General features: G+C 66.6%; 10 protein-coding genes and 3 pseudogenes. 11 read left to right on the forward strand and 2 right to left on the reverse strand.

Annotated elements, in window-relative coordinates:
- From G3436_RS19655 to G3436_RS19680, 6 genes and pseudogenes are all read left to right on the forward strand, one after another.
- The coding region (locus G3436_RS19655; protein ID WP_163948367.1) for a M16 family metallopeptidase at positions 1 to 1,005 on the forward strand (1,005 nt) is incomplete at its 5' end.
- A pseudogene (locus tag G3436_RS19660) lies at positions 998 to 2,474 on the forward strand (M16 family metallopeptidase). The gene G3436_RS19655 and the pseudogene G3436_RS19660, both read left to right, overlap by 8 nt.
- Entirely contained in the window at positions 2,474 to 3,067 is a 594-nt protein-coding gene (rsmD, locus tag G3436_RS19665) for a 16S rRNA (guanine(966)-N(2))-methyltransferase RsmD (RefSeq protein ID WP_163948369.1), read from the forward strand. Before G3436_RS19660 ends, rsmD begins: the two are co-directional and overlap by 1 nt.
- A gap of 108 nt (positions 3,068 to 3,175) precedes the next feature.
- Positions 3,176 to 4,522 carry a M16 family metallopeptidase gene (locus tag G3436_RS19670; RefSeq protein ID WP_163948372.1) on the forward strand — a complete coding sequence of 449 codons (1,347 nt, stop codon included), beginning with the start codon at positions 3,176 to 3,178 and terminating at the stop codon, positions 4,520 to 4,522.
- On the forward strand, positions 4,515 to 5,945 hold the full coding sequence (locus tag G3436_RS19675; RefSeq protein ID WP_163948375.1) for a M16 family metallopeptidase: 1,431 nt from the start codon (positions 4,515 to 4,517) through the stop codon (positions 5,943 to 5,945). Before G3436_RS19670 ends, G3436_RS19675 begins: the two co-directional genes overlap by 8 nt.
- 80 nt (positions 5,946 to 6,025) lie before the next feature.
- Complete coding sequence (locus tag G3436_RS19680) at positions 6,026 to 7,021, forward strand: hydrolase (protein WP_163948378.1); 996 nt, start codon at positions 6,026 to 6,028, stop codon at positions 7,019 to 7,021.
- On the opposite strand, the gene G3436_RS19685 is transcribed toward G3436_RS19680, so the two are convergent.
- Both G3436_RS19685 and G3436_RS19690 read right to left on the reverse strand, forming a co-directional pair.
- The gene (locus G3436_RS19685) at positions 7,018 to 7,872 is read right to left on the reverse strand and encodes a sulfurtransferase (RefSeq protein ID WP_163948380.1); all 855 of its coding nucleotides are present in this window, start codon (positions 7,870 to 7,872) and stop codon (positions 7,018 to 7,020) included. The two genes, G3436_RS19680 and G3436_RS19685, sit on opposite strands and share 4 nt — an antisense overlap.
- Positions 7,873 to 7,890: 18 nt before the next feature.
- Positions 7,891 to 8,571 carry a TetR/AcrR family transcriptional regulator gene (locus G3436_RS19690; protein ID WP_163948383.1) on the reverse strand — a complete coding sequence of 227 codons (681 nt, stop codon included), beginning with the start codon at positions 8,569 to 8,571 and terminating at the stop codon, positions 7,891 to 7,893.
- An 88-nt stretch (positions 8,572 to 8,659) separates the two neighbouring features.
- On the opposite strand from G3436_RS19690, the gene G3436_RS19695 reads away from it, so the two are divergent.
- The 5 genes and pseudogenes from G3436_RS19695 to G3436_RS19715 all read left to right on the forward strand — a co-directional run bounded on the left by G3436_RS19695 (position 8,660) and on the right by G3436_RS19715 (position 13,232).
- Entirely contained in the window at positions 8,660 to 10,087 is a 1,428-nt protein-coding gene (locus G3436_RS19695) for a coniferyl aldehyde dehydrogenase (RefSeq protein ID WP_163948386.1), read from the forward strand.
- Positions 10,088 to 10,184: 97 nt separating this feature from the next.
- The gene (locus G3436_RS19700; RefSeq protein ID WP_163948389.1) at positions 10,185 to 10,661 is read left to right on the forward strand and encodes a twin-arginine translocation pathway signal protein; all 477 of its coding nucleotides are present in this window, start codon (positions 10,185 to 10,187) and stop codon (positions 10,659 to 10,661) included.
- A 21-nt stretch (positions 10,662 to 10,682) separates the two neighbouring features.
- Positions 10,683 to 12,280: pseudogene (locus G3436_RS19705) on the forward strand (GMC family oxidoreductase).
- Between the two features lie 112 nt (positions 12,281 to 12,392).
- A pseudogene (gene coaD / locus G3436_RS19710) lies at positions 12,393 to 12,871 on the forward strand (pantetheine-phosphate adenylyltransferase).
- Positions 12,872 to 12,980: 109 nt separating this feature from the next.
- Complete coding sequence (locus G3436_RS19715; protein WP_017124885.1) at positions 12,981 to 13,232, forward strand: YfhL family 4Fe-4S dicluster ferredoxin; 252 nt, start codon at positions 12,981 to 12,983, stop codon at positions 13,230 to 13,232.
- Positions 13,233 to 13,285: the final 53 nt, after the last annotated feature.

Consider the following 13,285-nt stretch of genomic DNA (forward strand, 5'->3'; position numbering starts at 1 on the left):
CTGGCCCGCGACCGCCTGGGCGTGGCACTGGAGCTGGAGGCCGATCGTATGGCCAGCCTGCGCCTGCCGCCGGAAGAGTTCAGCCGCGAAATCGAGGTCATCAAGGAAGAGCGCCGCCTGCGCGTCGACGACCAGCCCAATGCCAAGGCCATGGAGCTGTTCAGCGCCATGGCCCACCCGGCCAGCGGCTACCATACGCCGACCATCGGCTGGATGGCCGACCTGGAGCGCATGAAGGTCGAGGAGCTGCGCCACTGGTACGAAGCCTGGTACGTGCCCAACAACGCCACCCTGGTGGTGGTCGGCGACGTCACCCCCGACGAGGTCAAGGGCCTGGCCCAGCGCTATTTCGGCGCCATCCCCAAACGTGCCACGCCGCCGGCCAAGCTGCCACTGGAGCTGGCCGAGCCGGGCCTGCGCCAGCTCACCGTGCATGTGCGTACCCAGTTGCCAAGCCTGATCTACGGCTTCAACGTGCCGGGCCTGGCCACCGCCAAGGACCCGCGCAGCGTGCACGCCCTGCGCCTGATCGCCGCCCTGCTCGACGGCGGCTACAGCGCACGCATGGCCACACGCCTGGAGCGCGGCCAGGAACTGGTTGCCGGGGCCTCCTCCAGCTACAACCCGTTCACCCGTGGCGACAGCCTGTTCGTGCTCTCGGCCATCCCGAACACGCAGAAGAAAAAGACCCTGGCCGAGGTCGAGAGCGGCCTCTGGCAACTGCTCGACGAGCTCAAGACCACCCCGCCCACCGCCGAAGAGCTGGAGCGCGTGCGCGCCCAGGTGATTGCCGGGCTGGTCTACGACCGCGACTCGATCAGCAGCCAGGCCACCACCATCGGCCAGCTGGAAACCGTGGGGCTGTCGTGGAAGCTCATCGACAAGGAGCTGGACGAGCTGAAAAGCGTGTCCCCGGCCGACATCCAGAGCGCCGCCCGCACCTACTTCACCCGCGAACGCCTGAGCGTTGCCCATGTATTGCCCGAGGAGCAGGCTCATGACTGAGCAATCGACCCCCCGCTACACCCTGATGGGCCTGGGCATCCTTGGCGCCGTGGTACTGACGGCGGTGTTCCTGGCCCGCCCGGTGCAGTCCGACACCCCTGCCAGCAAACCCGGCAGCAGCCTGCAGTCGCTGGCCGAGCTGGACGGCAAGGCGCCGAGCCGGCGCCGCCTCGACATCCAGACCTGGAACACCGCGAGGGCGCAAGGTACTGTTTGTCGAAGCCCATGAGCTGCCGATGTTCGACCTGCGCCTGACCTTTGCCGCCGGCAGCAGCCAGGACGGTGAACTGCCAGGCCTGGCCACGCTGACCAATGCCATGCTCAACGAAGGCGTGGCCGGCAAGGACGTCAGCGCGATTGCCGCCGGCTTCGAAGGCCTGGGTGCAGACTTTGGCAATGGTGCCTACCGCGACATGGCGGTGGCCTCGCTGCGCAGCCTCAGCGCCAAGGACAAGCGCGAGCCCGCCCTGGCGCTGTTCGCCGAGGTGGTCGGCAAGCCGACCTTCCCCGAAGACGCGCTCAAGCGCATCAAGAACCAGATACTGGCCGGTTTCGAATACCAGCAGCAGAACCCGGGCAAGCTGGCAGGCATCGAGCTGTTCCAGAAGCTGTATGGCACGCACCCCTACGGCCACCCGAGCGACGGCGATGCCAAGAGCATCCCGCCGATCACCCTCGACCAGTTGCGCGCGTTCCACGCCAAGGCCTACGCGGCCGGCAACGTGGTGATCGCGCTGGTCGGCGACCTCAGCCGCGACGAAGCCCAGGCCATCGCCGCCCAGGTGTCGGTTGCGCTGCCCAAGGGCCCGGCCCTGCCCAAGCTGGCCCAGCCGAGCGAGCCCACGCCGGGCGCCAGCCACATCGACTTCCCGTCCAAGCAGACCCACCTGATGCTGGCCCAACTCGGCATCACGCGTGACGACCCCGACTACGCGGCCCTGTCACTGGGCAACTCGATCCTCGGGGGTGGCGCCTTCGGCACCCGCCTGATGAGCGAAGTGCGCGAAAAACGCGGCCTCACCTACGGGGTATACTCGGTGTTCAGCCCGATGCAGGTGCGCGGCCCGTTCATGATCAACCTGCAGACCCGCGCCGAGCTGAGCGAAGGTACGCTCAAGCTGGTGCAGGACATCCTGCGCGATTACCTCAAGACCGGCCCCACCCAGCAGGAACTCGACGACGCCAAGCGCGAACTGGCCGGCAGCTTCCCGCTGGCCAATGCCAGCAATGCGAGCATCGTCGGCCAACTGGGCGCGATCGGCTTTTATGATCTGCCGTTGAATTACCTCGAAGACTTCATGCAGAAGTCCCAGAGCCTGACCGTCGAGCAGGTGCGTGATGCCCTCAACAAGCACCTGGCCGCCGACAAGATGGTCATCGTGACCGCCGGGCCGAAGGTGGCGCAACTGCCGCTGCCACCGCCCACTGACAAACCCGCCGAGCAGCCGCTTGGCGTACCGGAGCATTAATGGCCAGTCCATCCAGCAAATCCAAGGCCGCCCCCGGTGGCCCGGGCCAGCTGCGCATCATTGCCGGCGAATGGCGCAGCCGTCGCCTGAGCTTTCCCGACGCACCGGGCCTGCGCCCCACCCCTGACCGGGTGCGCGAAACCCTGTTCAACTGGCTGACGGCCCACATCGAAGGCGCCCGCGTGCTGGATGCCTTTGCCGGCAGCGGCGCACTGTTTCTCGAAGCCCTGTCCCGCGGTGCAGCCGCGGGCGTGGCGCTGGACAGCAACCGCGCCGCCATCGACAACCTCAAGGACAACCTCGAACTGCTGCGCTGCCCCACCGGCCAGGTGATCCAGACCGACGTGGTGCGCTACCTGCAGGGCGAGCCCAAGGCACCGTTCGACGTGGTGTTCCTCGACCCGCCGTTCCACCAGGACCTGCTGCCGACCACCTGCGCCCTGCTCGAAGAGCGCCAGTGGCTGGCACCGCTGGCATGGATCTACACCGAAAGCGAAACCGCCCCTTCGTCGCTGCAACTGCCTGGCAACTGGCGCCTGCACCGCGAAAAGAAAGCCGGCCAGGTGCACTACGCGCTCTGGCAACGCGGCTGAAACCACGGGTAGCCGCAGCGCTACCCGGCCCCCACTAACTATCTACGACCTGGCAGCAGGCGCTTTGGCTGATGGTGTTCCCGCTCTTAACCGAAAAGGAAACACACCATGCACCTGCTCTCCCGTACTGCCTGCGCAGTGCTGGGCCTGCTGACCGCCAGCACCGCGGCCCAGGCCGACCCTCCTGCACTGCACGACTTCACCCTCGATAACGGCCTGCGCGTACTGGTACGCGAAGATCACCGCGCCCCCGTGGTCACCTCACAACTGTGGCTCAAGGTGGGTTCCAGCCACGAGCGACCAGGCCAGTCAGGGCTCTCCCACCTGCTGGAACACCTGGTGTTTCTGGGCAGCCAGAAAACCGATTCCGGGCAGTTTTCAGAAATACTCGAACGCCTGGGCGCCGACGAGAACGCCTTCACCTCGCGCGACCTCACCGTGTACCACCAGACCCTGCCCCGCGAGCACCTCGAGGTCGCGCTGGAACTGACCGCCGACCTGCTCAACGGTGCCAGCCTGAGCGATGCCACCTTTGCCCGGGAGATCAACGTGGTCAAGGCCGAGCGCCGCGAGCGCGTACAGCCGGGCGTGCCCGCGCTGCACGAGCAACTGATGGCCATGGCCCACCCGATGAGCAGCTACCGCACCCCGGTCATCGGATGGGAGGCCGACCTGGAGCGCGTGACCAACCAGGAGGTCAACGACTGGTACCGCACCTGGTACGCGCCCAACAATGCGATTCTGGTGATCGTCGGGGATGTCACCCGTGACAGCGTCGAGGCCATGGTGCGCACGCATTTCTCGCTGCTGCCAGCGCGCCCGCTGCCGACGGTGAAGACGCCGCTCGAACTGGACGCGCCCGGCCTGCGCCGGCTGACCCGGGTAGATGAGCACAGCACGCCGATGCTCTACATGGCCTTCAACGTGCCTGGCTACGGTTCGGGGTTGGGGGCACGCGACATCAACGCACTGTTCCTGGCCCAAAGCCTGCTGGCACAGGGCAAGAGCGCACGACTGCGCAGCAGCCCGGCTTACGAACAAGGGCTGCTCGAGGCTGCGCAGGTCAATTACGACCCGTTTGTGCGCGGCGATGCCCTGTTCATCCTCGAAGCGACCGTCAACGCCAGCAATCCGCAACCACTGGCCACACTGGAAGCGACGCTGTGGCACGCACTGCAGGCGCTCAAGGACAACCCGCCCAGTGACGCCGAGCTGCAACGGGCCAAGGTCCAGCTCAGCGCCACGGCGGTCTACAACCTCGACACCCTGGAAGACCAGGCCAAGGACATCGGCCTACGCCTGGGGCATGGCCTGCCGATGATCGAGCTGGCCGCCGAGCAGGCCGCCATCCACGCCATCACCGCCGCCGATGTCCAGCGCGTGGCCAGCACCTATTTCACCCGCGAGCGCCTGAGCACCGCCTACCTGCTGGCCAAGGAGGCCGACCATGACTGATTTGCGTGTACTGCACCCAACCTGGCGCACCTGGCTGCGTGCGCTCTGTTCGCTGGGCCTGTGCCTGGCAGCCACGGCGCACGCCGCGCAGGCACCGATCACCTCGCTGCAACGCAGCCTGGACGCAGCGTTTTCACAACACGCGCTGGACATCCAGGGCTGGCAGACCGAACACGGCAGCCAGGTGCTGTATGTGCCCAACCTGAGGTTGCCGATGTTCGACCTGCAGGTAGTGGTAGGCGGCAGCTTTCATGACGATGGCCTTACCGGCCTGGCGCAACTGACCGCCGGCCTGATCGACAAGGGTAGCGTTTCACGCAGTGCTGCCGCCCTGGCCCTGACACTGGACGACAACGCCGCGCAGTTCGGCGTGGTCGCTGGCCCGCAAAATACCGTGTTCAAGGTCCGTGGGCTGAGCCACACGGCCCAGCGCGAGGCCATCGTCGAGGTCATCGCCGACATGCTGGGCAACCCGGCTTTCGCGCCCGATGCCATGGCCAAGGAAAAGGTCAGGTTACTCAACCTGGACAAGGCACGCGAACAATCGGCCGCTGCCAGGGCCACCGCGCAGCTGTTTGCCCACGTATTTGCCGGCCACCCCTATGCACAGACCCGTGCAGCGCATCCCGAAACCCTGCAAGGCATCACCGTGGAGCAGGTCCGGGACTTCCACCAGCGCCTCTACAGCGCCGGCAACAGCGTGATCGTGATCGTCGGCAACGTGACGCGCGAAGAGGCGCATCAGATGGCCGCGCAGATTTCCGCCGCCTTGCCCCCAGGCCCGGCTGCGGCTGCGTTCGCCGTGCCGCCTGCCAGCGAGCCGGAGATCTATCACCTGGAGCATCCGGGCACCCAGACCGTCCTGACCGTGGCGGTGCCCAGCGTGCCACGCCGCCACCCCGACAACGCCGCGCTGATGCTGGCCAACGAAATACTCGGTGGCTCCGGTATCAACAACCGGCTGATGCAAGAGCTGCGCACGCGGCGTGGGCTGACCTACGGGGCGGCTTCGCAACTGCGCCAGATGCCGCAAGCCGGCATCTGGGGCCTGCAACTGAGCGTTGCGCCGCAGTACCGTGATGCCACGCTGGCACTCGTCGAGACCCTGCTGCAACGCTACGCCGAGCACGGCCCGACCGAGCAGGAACTCGACGACGCAAAACGCAAGCTGCATGGCCAGATGCTGCGCAGCTCGGTCAGCAACGTCGACATCGCCGACCAGTTGCGCACCCTGGGCTTCCATCAATTGCCAATGAGCTATTACCAGACGCTGCTGGCCGAGCTGCACGCCGTCACCCTGGACGAGCTGAAGGTCGTGTTGAAAAAGCACCTGGACAGCCACAGACTGGTGCAGGTGAGTGCCGGCCCCTCGGTCGAGCAACGGCCACTGCGCGAGCCTGCCCTGGTCGACGCAGCACCTTGAGCCGCTTGGCGGCGGCAGACCGACGCTCACGCACATACACTGTCCAGTAGTGTCTGCCGCCTGCCCAAGAGTACTCAGCAATGTTCAGCGCCCCACCCTCTCTGTTCAAGCCGGCCATCGGCCTGGGCAACCCCCATGTGCAGACACTCTGGGGCCCGTTGTGGCGCAAGGCGCCGCCCCTGCCCCACCAACGCGAGCGCCTGTGGCTGGCCGATGGCGACTTTCTCGACCTCGACTGGCATGGCCCGCACACTGCCACCGCGCCGCTGGTGGTCGTGCTGCATGGGCTGACCGGCTCATCGGGCTCGCACTATGTCATCGGCCTGCAGCAGGCTCTGCTGGCCCAGGGCTGGGCCAGTGTGGCGGTCAACTGGCGCGGCTGCTCGGGCGAGCCGAACCTGTTGCCGCGCAGCTACCATTCCGGCGCCAGTGAAGACCTGGCCGAAGTCATCGCCCACCTGCGCGCCCAGCGCCCACAGGCACCACTGTATGCAGTGGGGTATTCACTGGGGGGCAATGTATTGCTCAAGCACCTGGGGGAAGTGGGCGCGGCCAGCCAGTTGCAGGCTGCGGTGGCAGTGTCGGTACCGTTTCGCCTGGACCAGTGCGCCGACCGCATCGGCCTGGGCTTTTCACGGGTGTACCAGGCGCACTTCATGCGCGCCATGCTGGGCTACGTCAAAGACAAGCAACGTCATTTCCAGCACCACGGGCACCATGAGGGCCTGGCTACCCTCGCCCGCCTCGGACCACTGGAAAACCTGCGCACCTTCTGGGATTTCGACGGGCGTGTGACCGCGCCGCTGAACGGTTTCAGCGACGCGCACGACTATTACACGCGCTCATCGAGCCGCTACTACCTGGGGCAGAACCGCACACCGACGCTGATCATCCATGCGCAGGACGATCCGTTCGTATTTGCCCACAGCCTGCCGCAGGCAGGCGAATTGTCCAGCCACACCACCTTCGAACTGCACCGCCACGGCGGGCATGTCGGCTTTGTCGACGGTAACCTGCGCCAGCCCGGCTACTACCTGGAGCGGCGTATTCCGCAGTGGCTGGCCAGCGGTGCCTAGTCGCCGCTGGCCACCGGACGCTGCGGGTCGGTGATCCACTCGCTCCACGAGCCGGCATACAGGCGTGCCAGCGGGTAGCCTGCCAGGCACAAGGCAAACAGGTTGTGGCAGGCCGTCACGCCCGACCCGCAATAGGCCACCAGCGCTTCGGGCTGACGCCCGCCCAGCATCGCCGCAAAACGCTGCCGCAGGTGTTCGGCAGGCAGAAAGCGGCCCTGCGCATCGAGGTTGTCGGTGAATGCGGCGCACTGCGCACCGGGGATATGCCCGGCTACCGGGTCGATGGGTTCGACCTCGCCGCGAAAGCGCGGCAGCGCGCGGGCGTCGAGCAAGGTCAGTGCAGGATCACTCAGGCGCTGGCCCACTTGCTCGGCATCGAACAGCAACTGCGGGTCGGGCTGGCCGCTGAAGCTGCCCTCGCGCCGGTCCGGTGCATCCAGGCTCAGGGGCAGCTTTGCCGCGTGCCAGGCCTTCAGGCCACCGTCGAGCAGGAACACCGCATCACGCTTGCCCAGCCACGCCAGCAACCACCACGCCCGCGCCGCGAACGCGCCGGGGCAGTCATCGTACAGCACCACCTCGCTGTCAGGGTCGATACCCCAGCTGCGCAGGCGCTGTACCAGCGCCTGCGCATCCGGCAGGGGGTGGCGCCCGGTCACACCCTTGATCAGCGGCCCGCTGAGGTCACGCTCAAGGTCGGCGAACTGCGCCCCGGCAATATGCCCTTCGGCATAGCTGCGCTGGCCATAGTCGATGTCATCCAGGGCAAAGCGACAATCGAGAATCACCAGCTTCGGCGCGCCAAGGCGCTCGGCCAGCTGCTGGGGTGCAATCAGTTGCGCGAGGGGCATGACAGTCTCCATATCGATTCAATCAGGGGCAACCTGCTGTTCCAGCGCGTGGCCCAGCGGTACGTAGAATTCCTTGCACAATGCATCCACGGCCGGGCGGGCGCTGGCGGTGACGAACCCCAGCTCCAGCACCAGTACCTGATAGACGCCGCGCTTGATCGCTTCTTCACTCAGGTGCGCCGAGTTTTCCCGCGTGGTGCACAGAAAACGCACCCAGGACGTCAGCACGATCCAGGCATTGAGGGTCAGCGACTCGATCTGCACGTGGTCCATGGCGACGATGTCAGCCTCGACGAAGCCGCGATAGATCGCCTGCCCCTGCACCAGGCAGCGCTGCGAGAAGCGCCGGTAGCGTGCGGCCAGCGCCCTGTCGCTGTCGAGCAGGTGCTCGAGGTCGCGGTGCAGGAAGCGGTAGTTCCACATCGCCGCCAGCAGCGCCTTGAGGTAGAACCGCTTGTCAGCGACGGTGGCCGCGCGGCCCTGGGGCGGGCGCAGGAAGCTGTCCACCAGGGTTTCGTACTCGCTGAACAGCACCGCGATGATCGCCTGCTTGTTGGCGAAGTGGTAATACAGGTTACCGGGCGAAATCTCCATGTGCGCCGCAATGTGGTTGGTGCTGACACTGCGTTCGCCCTGCTGGTTGAACAGCGCCAGGCTGGTCTGCACGATACGCTCGCGAGTCTTGATGCGCGCTGCCATGGTCAGCTCCAAAGGCATGGGCTTGAAGGAATGGGCTTATCTTACGGCGTATCCGCCACGGGATGCACCGCCCGCAAGATTAGAGTATATGCTCTACAAAAATGACCCTGCCGGTGACGTCCGCATGCCCGTCCATACCCTTTTCGAACAGCAGCGCCAGGCCTTTGCCGGGTTGCCGATGGCGCCCTTGGCGCAGCGCCTGCAGTGGCTCAAGAGCCTGCGCCGGATGTTGCTCGAGCAACAAGGCGCATTGCTCGAGGCGATCAACCAGGACTTCAGCGCGCGCAGCGCCGACGAGACGCTGCTGGCCGAGCTGATGCCCAGCGTGCAGGGCATCCGCCATGCCGAGCGGCACCTGGCGGGCTGGATGAAACCGGCACGGCGGCGTGTCGGCCTGGCGTTCCAGCCGGCCAGTGCACGGGTGCTGTATCAGCCGTTGGGCGTGGTGGGCGTCATCGTGCCATGGAACTACCCGCTGTTCCTCGCCATGGGGCCGCTGACCGCTGCCCTGGCGGCGGGCAACCGGGTCATGCTCAAGCTCAGCGAGGCCACCCCCGCCACCGGCGCGCTGCTCAAGCGGCTGCTTGGCGAGGTGTTCCCGCAAGATCTGGTGAGCGTGGTACTGGGCGAGGCCGAGGTGGGCGAAGCCTTCTCGCGCCTGCCGTTCGACCACCTGCTGTTTACCGGTGCCACCAGCATCGGTCGCCACGTGATGGCGGCAGCGGCGCAGAACCTGACCCCGGTGACCCTGGAGCTGGGCGGCAAGTCACCGGCCATCGTCTCGGCCCACGTGCCACTGGCGCATGCGGCCGAGCGCATCGCGTTCGGCAAGACCCTGAACGCCGGGCAGACCTGCGTTGCCCCCGATTACGTGTTGGTGCCGCGGGCGCGCCTGGATGCCTTTGTCAGCGCGTACCGCCAGGCGGTACTGCGGTTTTATCCACAGGTGCGGGACAACCCGGACTACAGCGCGATCATCAATGCGCGCCACCTGGCGCGCCTGGAAGGTTACCTGCAGGATGCGCGCGCCAAGGGCGCGACGGTGCTCGACCTGTACCCGGGCGAGGCCCGGGCCGGGCGGCGCCTGCCACCCCAGGTGCTGCTGCAGGTGGACGACACGATGCAGGTGATGCAGGACGAAATCTTCGGCCCGCTGCTGCCGGTGGTGCCCTACGACAGCCTGGCCGAGGCACTCGCCTATGTGGCCCGGCGCCCGCGCCCGCTGGCGCTGTACTACTTCGGCTATGAGCGGGCCGAGCAGCAGCGGGTGCTTGAGCAGACGCACTCGGGCGGGGTGTGCCTGAACGATACCTTGCTACAGGTGGCGCAGGACGACCTGCCGTTTGGTGGGGTCGGGCCGTCGGGCATGGGCAACTACCATGGGCACGAGGGCTTCAAGACCTTCAGCCATGCCCGCGCAGTGTTCGCCAAGCAGCGGGTGAACGCGGCGCGGCTGATCTATCCGCCATATGGCAAGGCGCTGCAGCGCTGGGTGTATCGGCTGTTCATCCGCTGAGCACGTACCGGCCCCTTCGCTGGCAACCCTGCCCACCCCGTGGGAGCTGGCGTGCCAGCGAACAGACCAGTACACACGACACACGACAGGAGCCCCCATGCACCGCCGCGACCTGCTCAAATTCAGCTTCGGCGCCACGCTATTCCTCGGCAGCGCCAGCCTGCTCGGCTGCACCGCCAGCGCCCCGGCCACCGGCTACAAGGTACTGCGCGACAACGACCTGCCGCTGCTGCGTGCCGTCATCCCGGCCATCGTCGACGGCGACCTCGAGGCTATCCTGGCCCAGCTCGACACCAACCTGGGCGCCCTCTCGCCGGCCATGCTCGGCCTCACCCGGCAACTGTTCGACGTGCTCACGATGCCCTTCACGCGCGGCCCCCTCACCGGTGTCTGGGGTGCCTGGGAGCACGCCGACCCCAGCCGTGTGCAGGGCTTCCTGCTGCGCTGGCAAGACAGCTCGCTGGACCTGCTGCGCCAGGGCTACTGCTCCTTGCTGCAACTGGTGCTGATGGCCTGGTACAGCCTGCCCGCTTCCTGGGCCAGCTGCGGCTACCCCGGCCCACCCCGACTCTGAACCCACCCCAGGAGGCCCTCGATGCCCGTACCCGACCCGTTCCGTGAAGGCCTGGCCAGTGGCTGGAAAAGCATCGATGGCTCGCGCCTGGACCACGACCTGGCCCTGGATACCGACATCGCCATCATCGGCAGCGGTGCCGGCGGGGCGACCAGCGCCGAGTGGTTGAGCCAGGCCGGCTACCGCGTGCTATTGATCGAGGAAGGCCCGCTCAAGACCAGCAGCGACTTCAACCTGCGCGAAGACCAGGCCTATGCCAGCCTCTATCAGGAAGGCATCGGGCGCATGAGCAAGGACGGCGCCATCACCATCCTGCAGGGCCGCGCCGTGGGCGGCACCACCCTGGTCAACTGGACCTCGAGCTTTCGCACCCCTGCCGCCACGCTCGAGCACTGGGCGCGGGAACATGGCGTGGTCGGCCATGGCGTCGATGACCTGGCGCCCTGGTTCGAGCGCAGCGAACAGCGCCTGGGCATCAGCCCCTGGCAAGTGCCGCCCAACCCCAACAACGACGTGCTGCGCCGTGGCTGCGAGCAGCTCGGCTACGCCTGGCAGGTGATACCACGCAACGTGCGTGGTTGCTGGAACCTGGGCTACTGCGGCATGGGCTGCCCGGTCAACGCCAAGCAATCGATGCTGGTCACCAGCATCCCCGCCGCCCTGGACCACGGCGGCGAACTGCTGTATCTGGCCCGCGCCGAGCGCCTGATACACGATGGCACGCGCATCGCCGAACTGCAGTGCGTGGCCATGGACCGCCTCTGCGTAAACCCCACCGGCCGCGCATCACGGTCAGGGCGCGCCACTACCTCCTCGCCGGCGGCGGCATCAACAGCCCGGCTCTGCTGCTGCGCTCCGACGCACCAGACCCGCACAAGCGCCTGGGCAAACGCACGTTCCTGCACCTGGTGAACTTCAGCGCCGGGCACTTCGCCGAGCCGGTCAACCCGTTCTACGGCGCGCCCCAATCGATCTACAGCGACCACTTCCAGTGGCGTGATGGCGTTACCGGCCCCCTGGCCTACAAGCTCGAGGTGCCACCGCTGCACCCGGCGCTGGCCAGCACCCTGTTGGGCGGCTTTGGCCACGACAACCGCCTGCGCATGGAACACTTGCCGCATACCCACGTGATGCTGGCGCTGATGCGCGACGGCTTTCACCCCGACAGCCCGGGCGGCGAGGTCCAGCTGCGTGGCGACGGCTCGCCGGTGCTCGACTACCCGCTCTCGCCCTACACCTGGGATGGCCTGCGCCGGGCGTTCCACAGCATGGCCGAGATCCAGTTCGCCGCCGGCGCGCAGCAGGTGATGCCGCTGCATCGCGATGCGCGTTACGTGCGCAGCCTGGGCGAGGCCAGGCAAATGATCGACGCACTGCGCCTGGAGCGCTTGCACACCCGCCTGGGCAGCGCCCACGTGATGGGCGGTTGCGCCATGGGCGAAGACCCGCGCCAGGCGGTGTGCGACAGCCTGGGCAGGCACCATCAACTGCACAACCTGTCGATTCACGACGGCTCGCTGTTCCCCACCAGCATTGGCGCCAACCCGCAGTTGTCGGTGTACGGGCTTACCGCCCGGCTCAGCGATGCGCTGGCCAAACGCCTGGCCAACGGTGGGTGACAACTATTATCACGGCTGTCTATAGTGCCTTGAGCGGGTGCGGGCGACTTGGCCGACCGCAGCGGCTGCGATACCATCCGACTCCCAAACGCACTCCTGCCAGGACGACGCGATGAACCGAGTGTTGTACCCAGGTACTTTCGACCCTATTACCAAGGGCCATGGCGATCTCGTCGAGCGGGCCTCGCGGCTGTTCGACGAGGTGATCATCGCGGTCGCCGCCAGCCCCAAGAAAAACCCCCTGTTCCCTCTGGAGCAACGGGTTGAGCTTGCGCGTGAGGTCACCAGGCACCTGCCCAATGTGCAGGTCATCGGCTTTTCGACGCTGCTGGCGCACTTTGCCAAGGAGCAGCAGGCCAATGTGTTCCTGCGCGGGCTGCGCGCCGTCTCGGACTTCGAGTACGAGTTCCAGCTGGCCAACATGAACCGACAACTGGCGCCCGACGTCGAAAGCCTGTTCCTGACGCCGTCGGAGCGCTACTCGTTCATCTCCTCGACCCTGGTACGCGAAATCGCGGCCCTGGGCGGCGATATCACCAAGTTCGTCCACCCGGTGGTGCCGATGCCCTGACCGAGCGCTTCAAGAAGTAGCCACGCCGGCACCGAAAACCGCGCCCGCGTGCACTGCGGGCGTTAATACGGCACAATTGTGCCCACTGGTTTTCATATGCCCGGGCCTGACGCCCTGGCCGGAGTCCCCATGTCCCTGATCATCACCGACGATTGCATCAACTGCGACGTCTGCGAACCCGAGTGCCCGAACGCCGCCATTTCCCAGGGCGAAGAGATCTACGTGATCGATCCGAACCTGTGCACCCAGTGCGTCGGCCACTACGACGAACCCCAGTGCCAGCAAGTCTGCCCGGTCGACTGCATCCCGCTGGATGAAGCGCATCCGGAAACCGAAGACGAGCTGATGGCCAAATACCGCAAGATCACCGGCAAGGCCTGATGCAGGGCGTGCGTGCACTGCTGCTGGGCGCAAGCCTGGCGCTGTGTGCCGGC

The sequence above is a fragment of the Pseudomonas brassicae genome (assembly GCF_010671725.1).
Classification (GTDB): domain Bacteria; phylum Pseudomonadota; class Gammaproteobacteria; order Pseudomonadales; family Pseudomonadaceae; genus Aquipseudomonas; species Aquipseudomonas brassicae.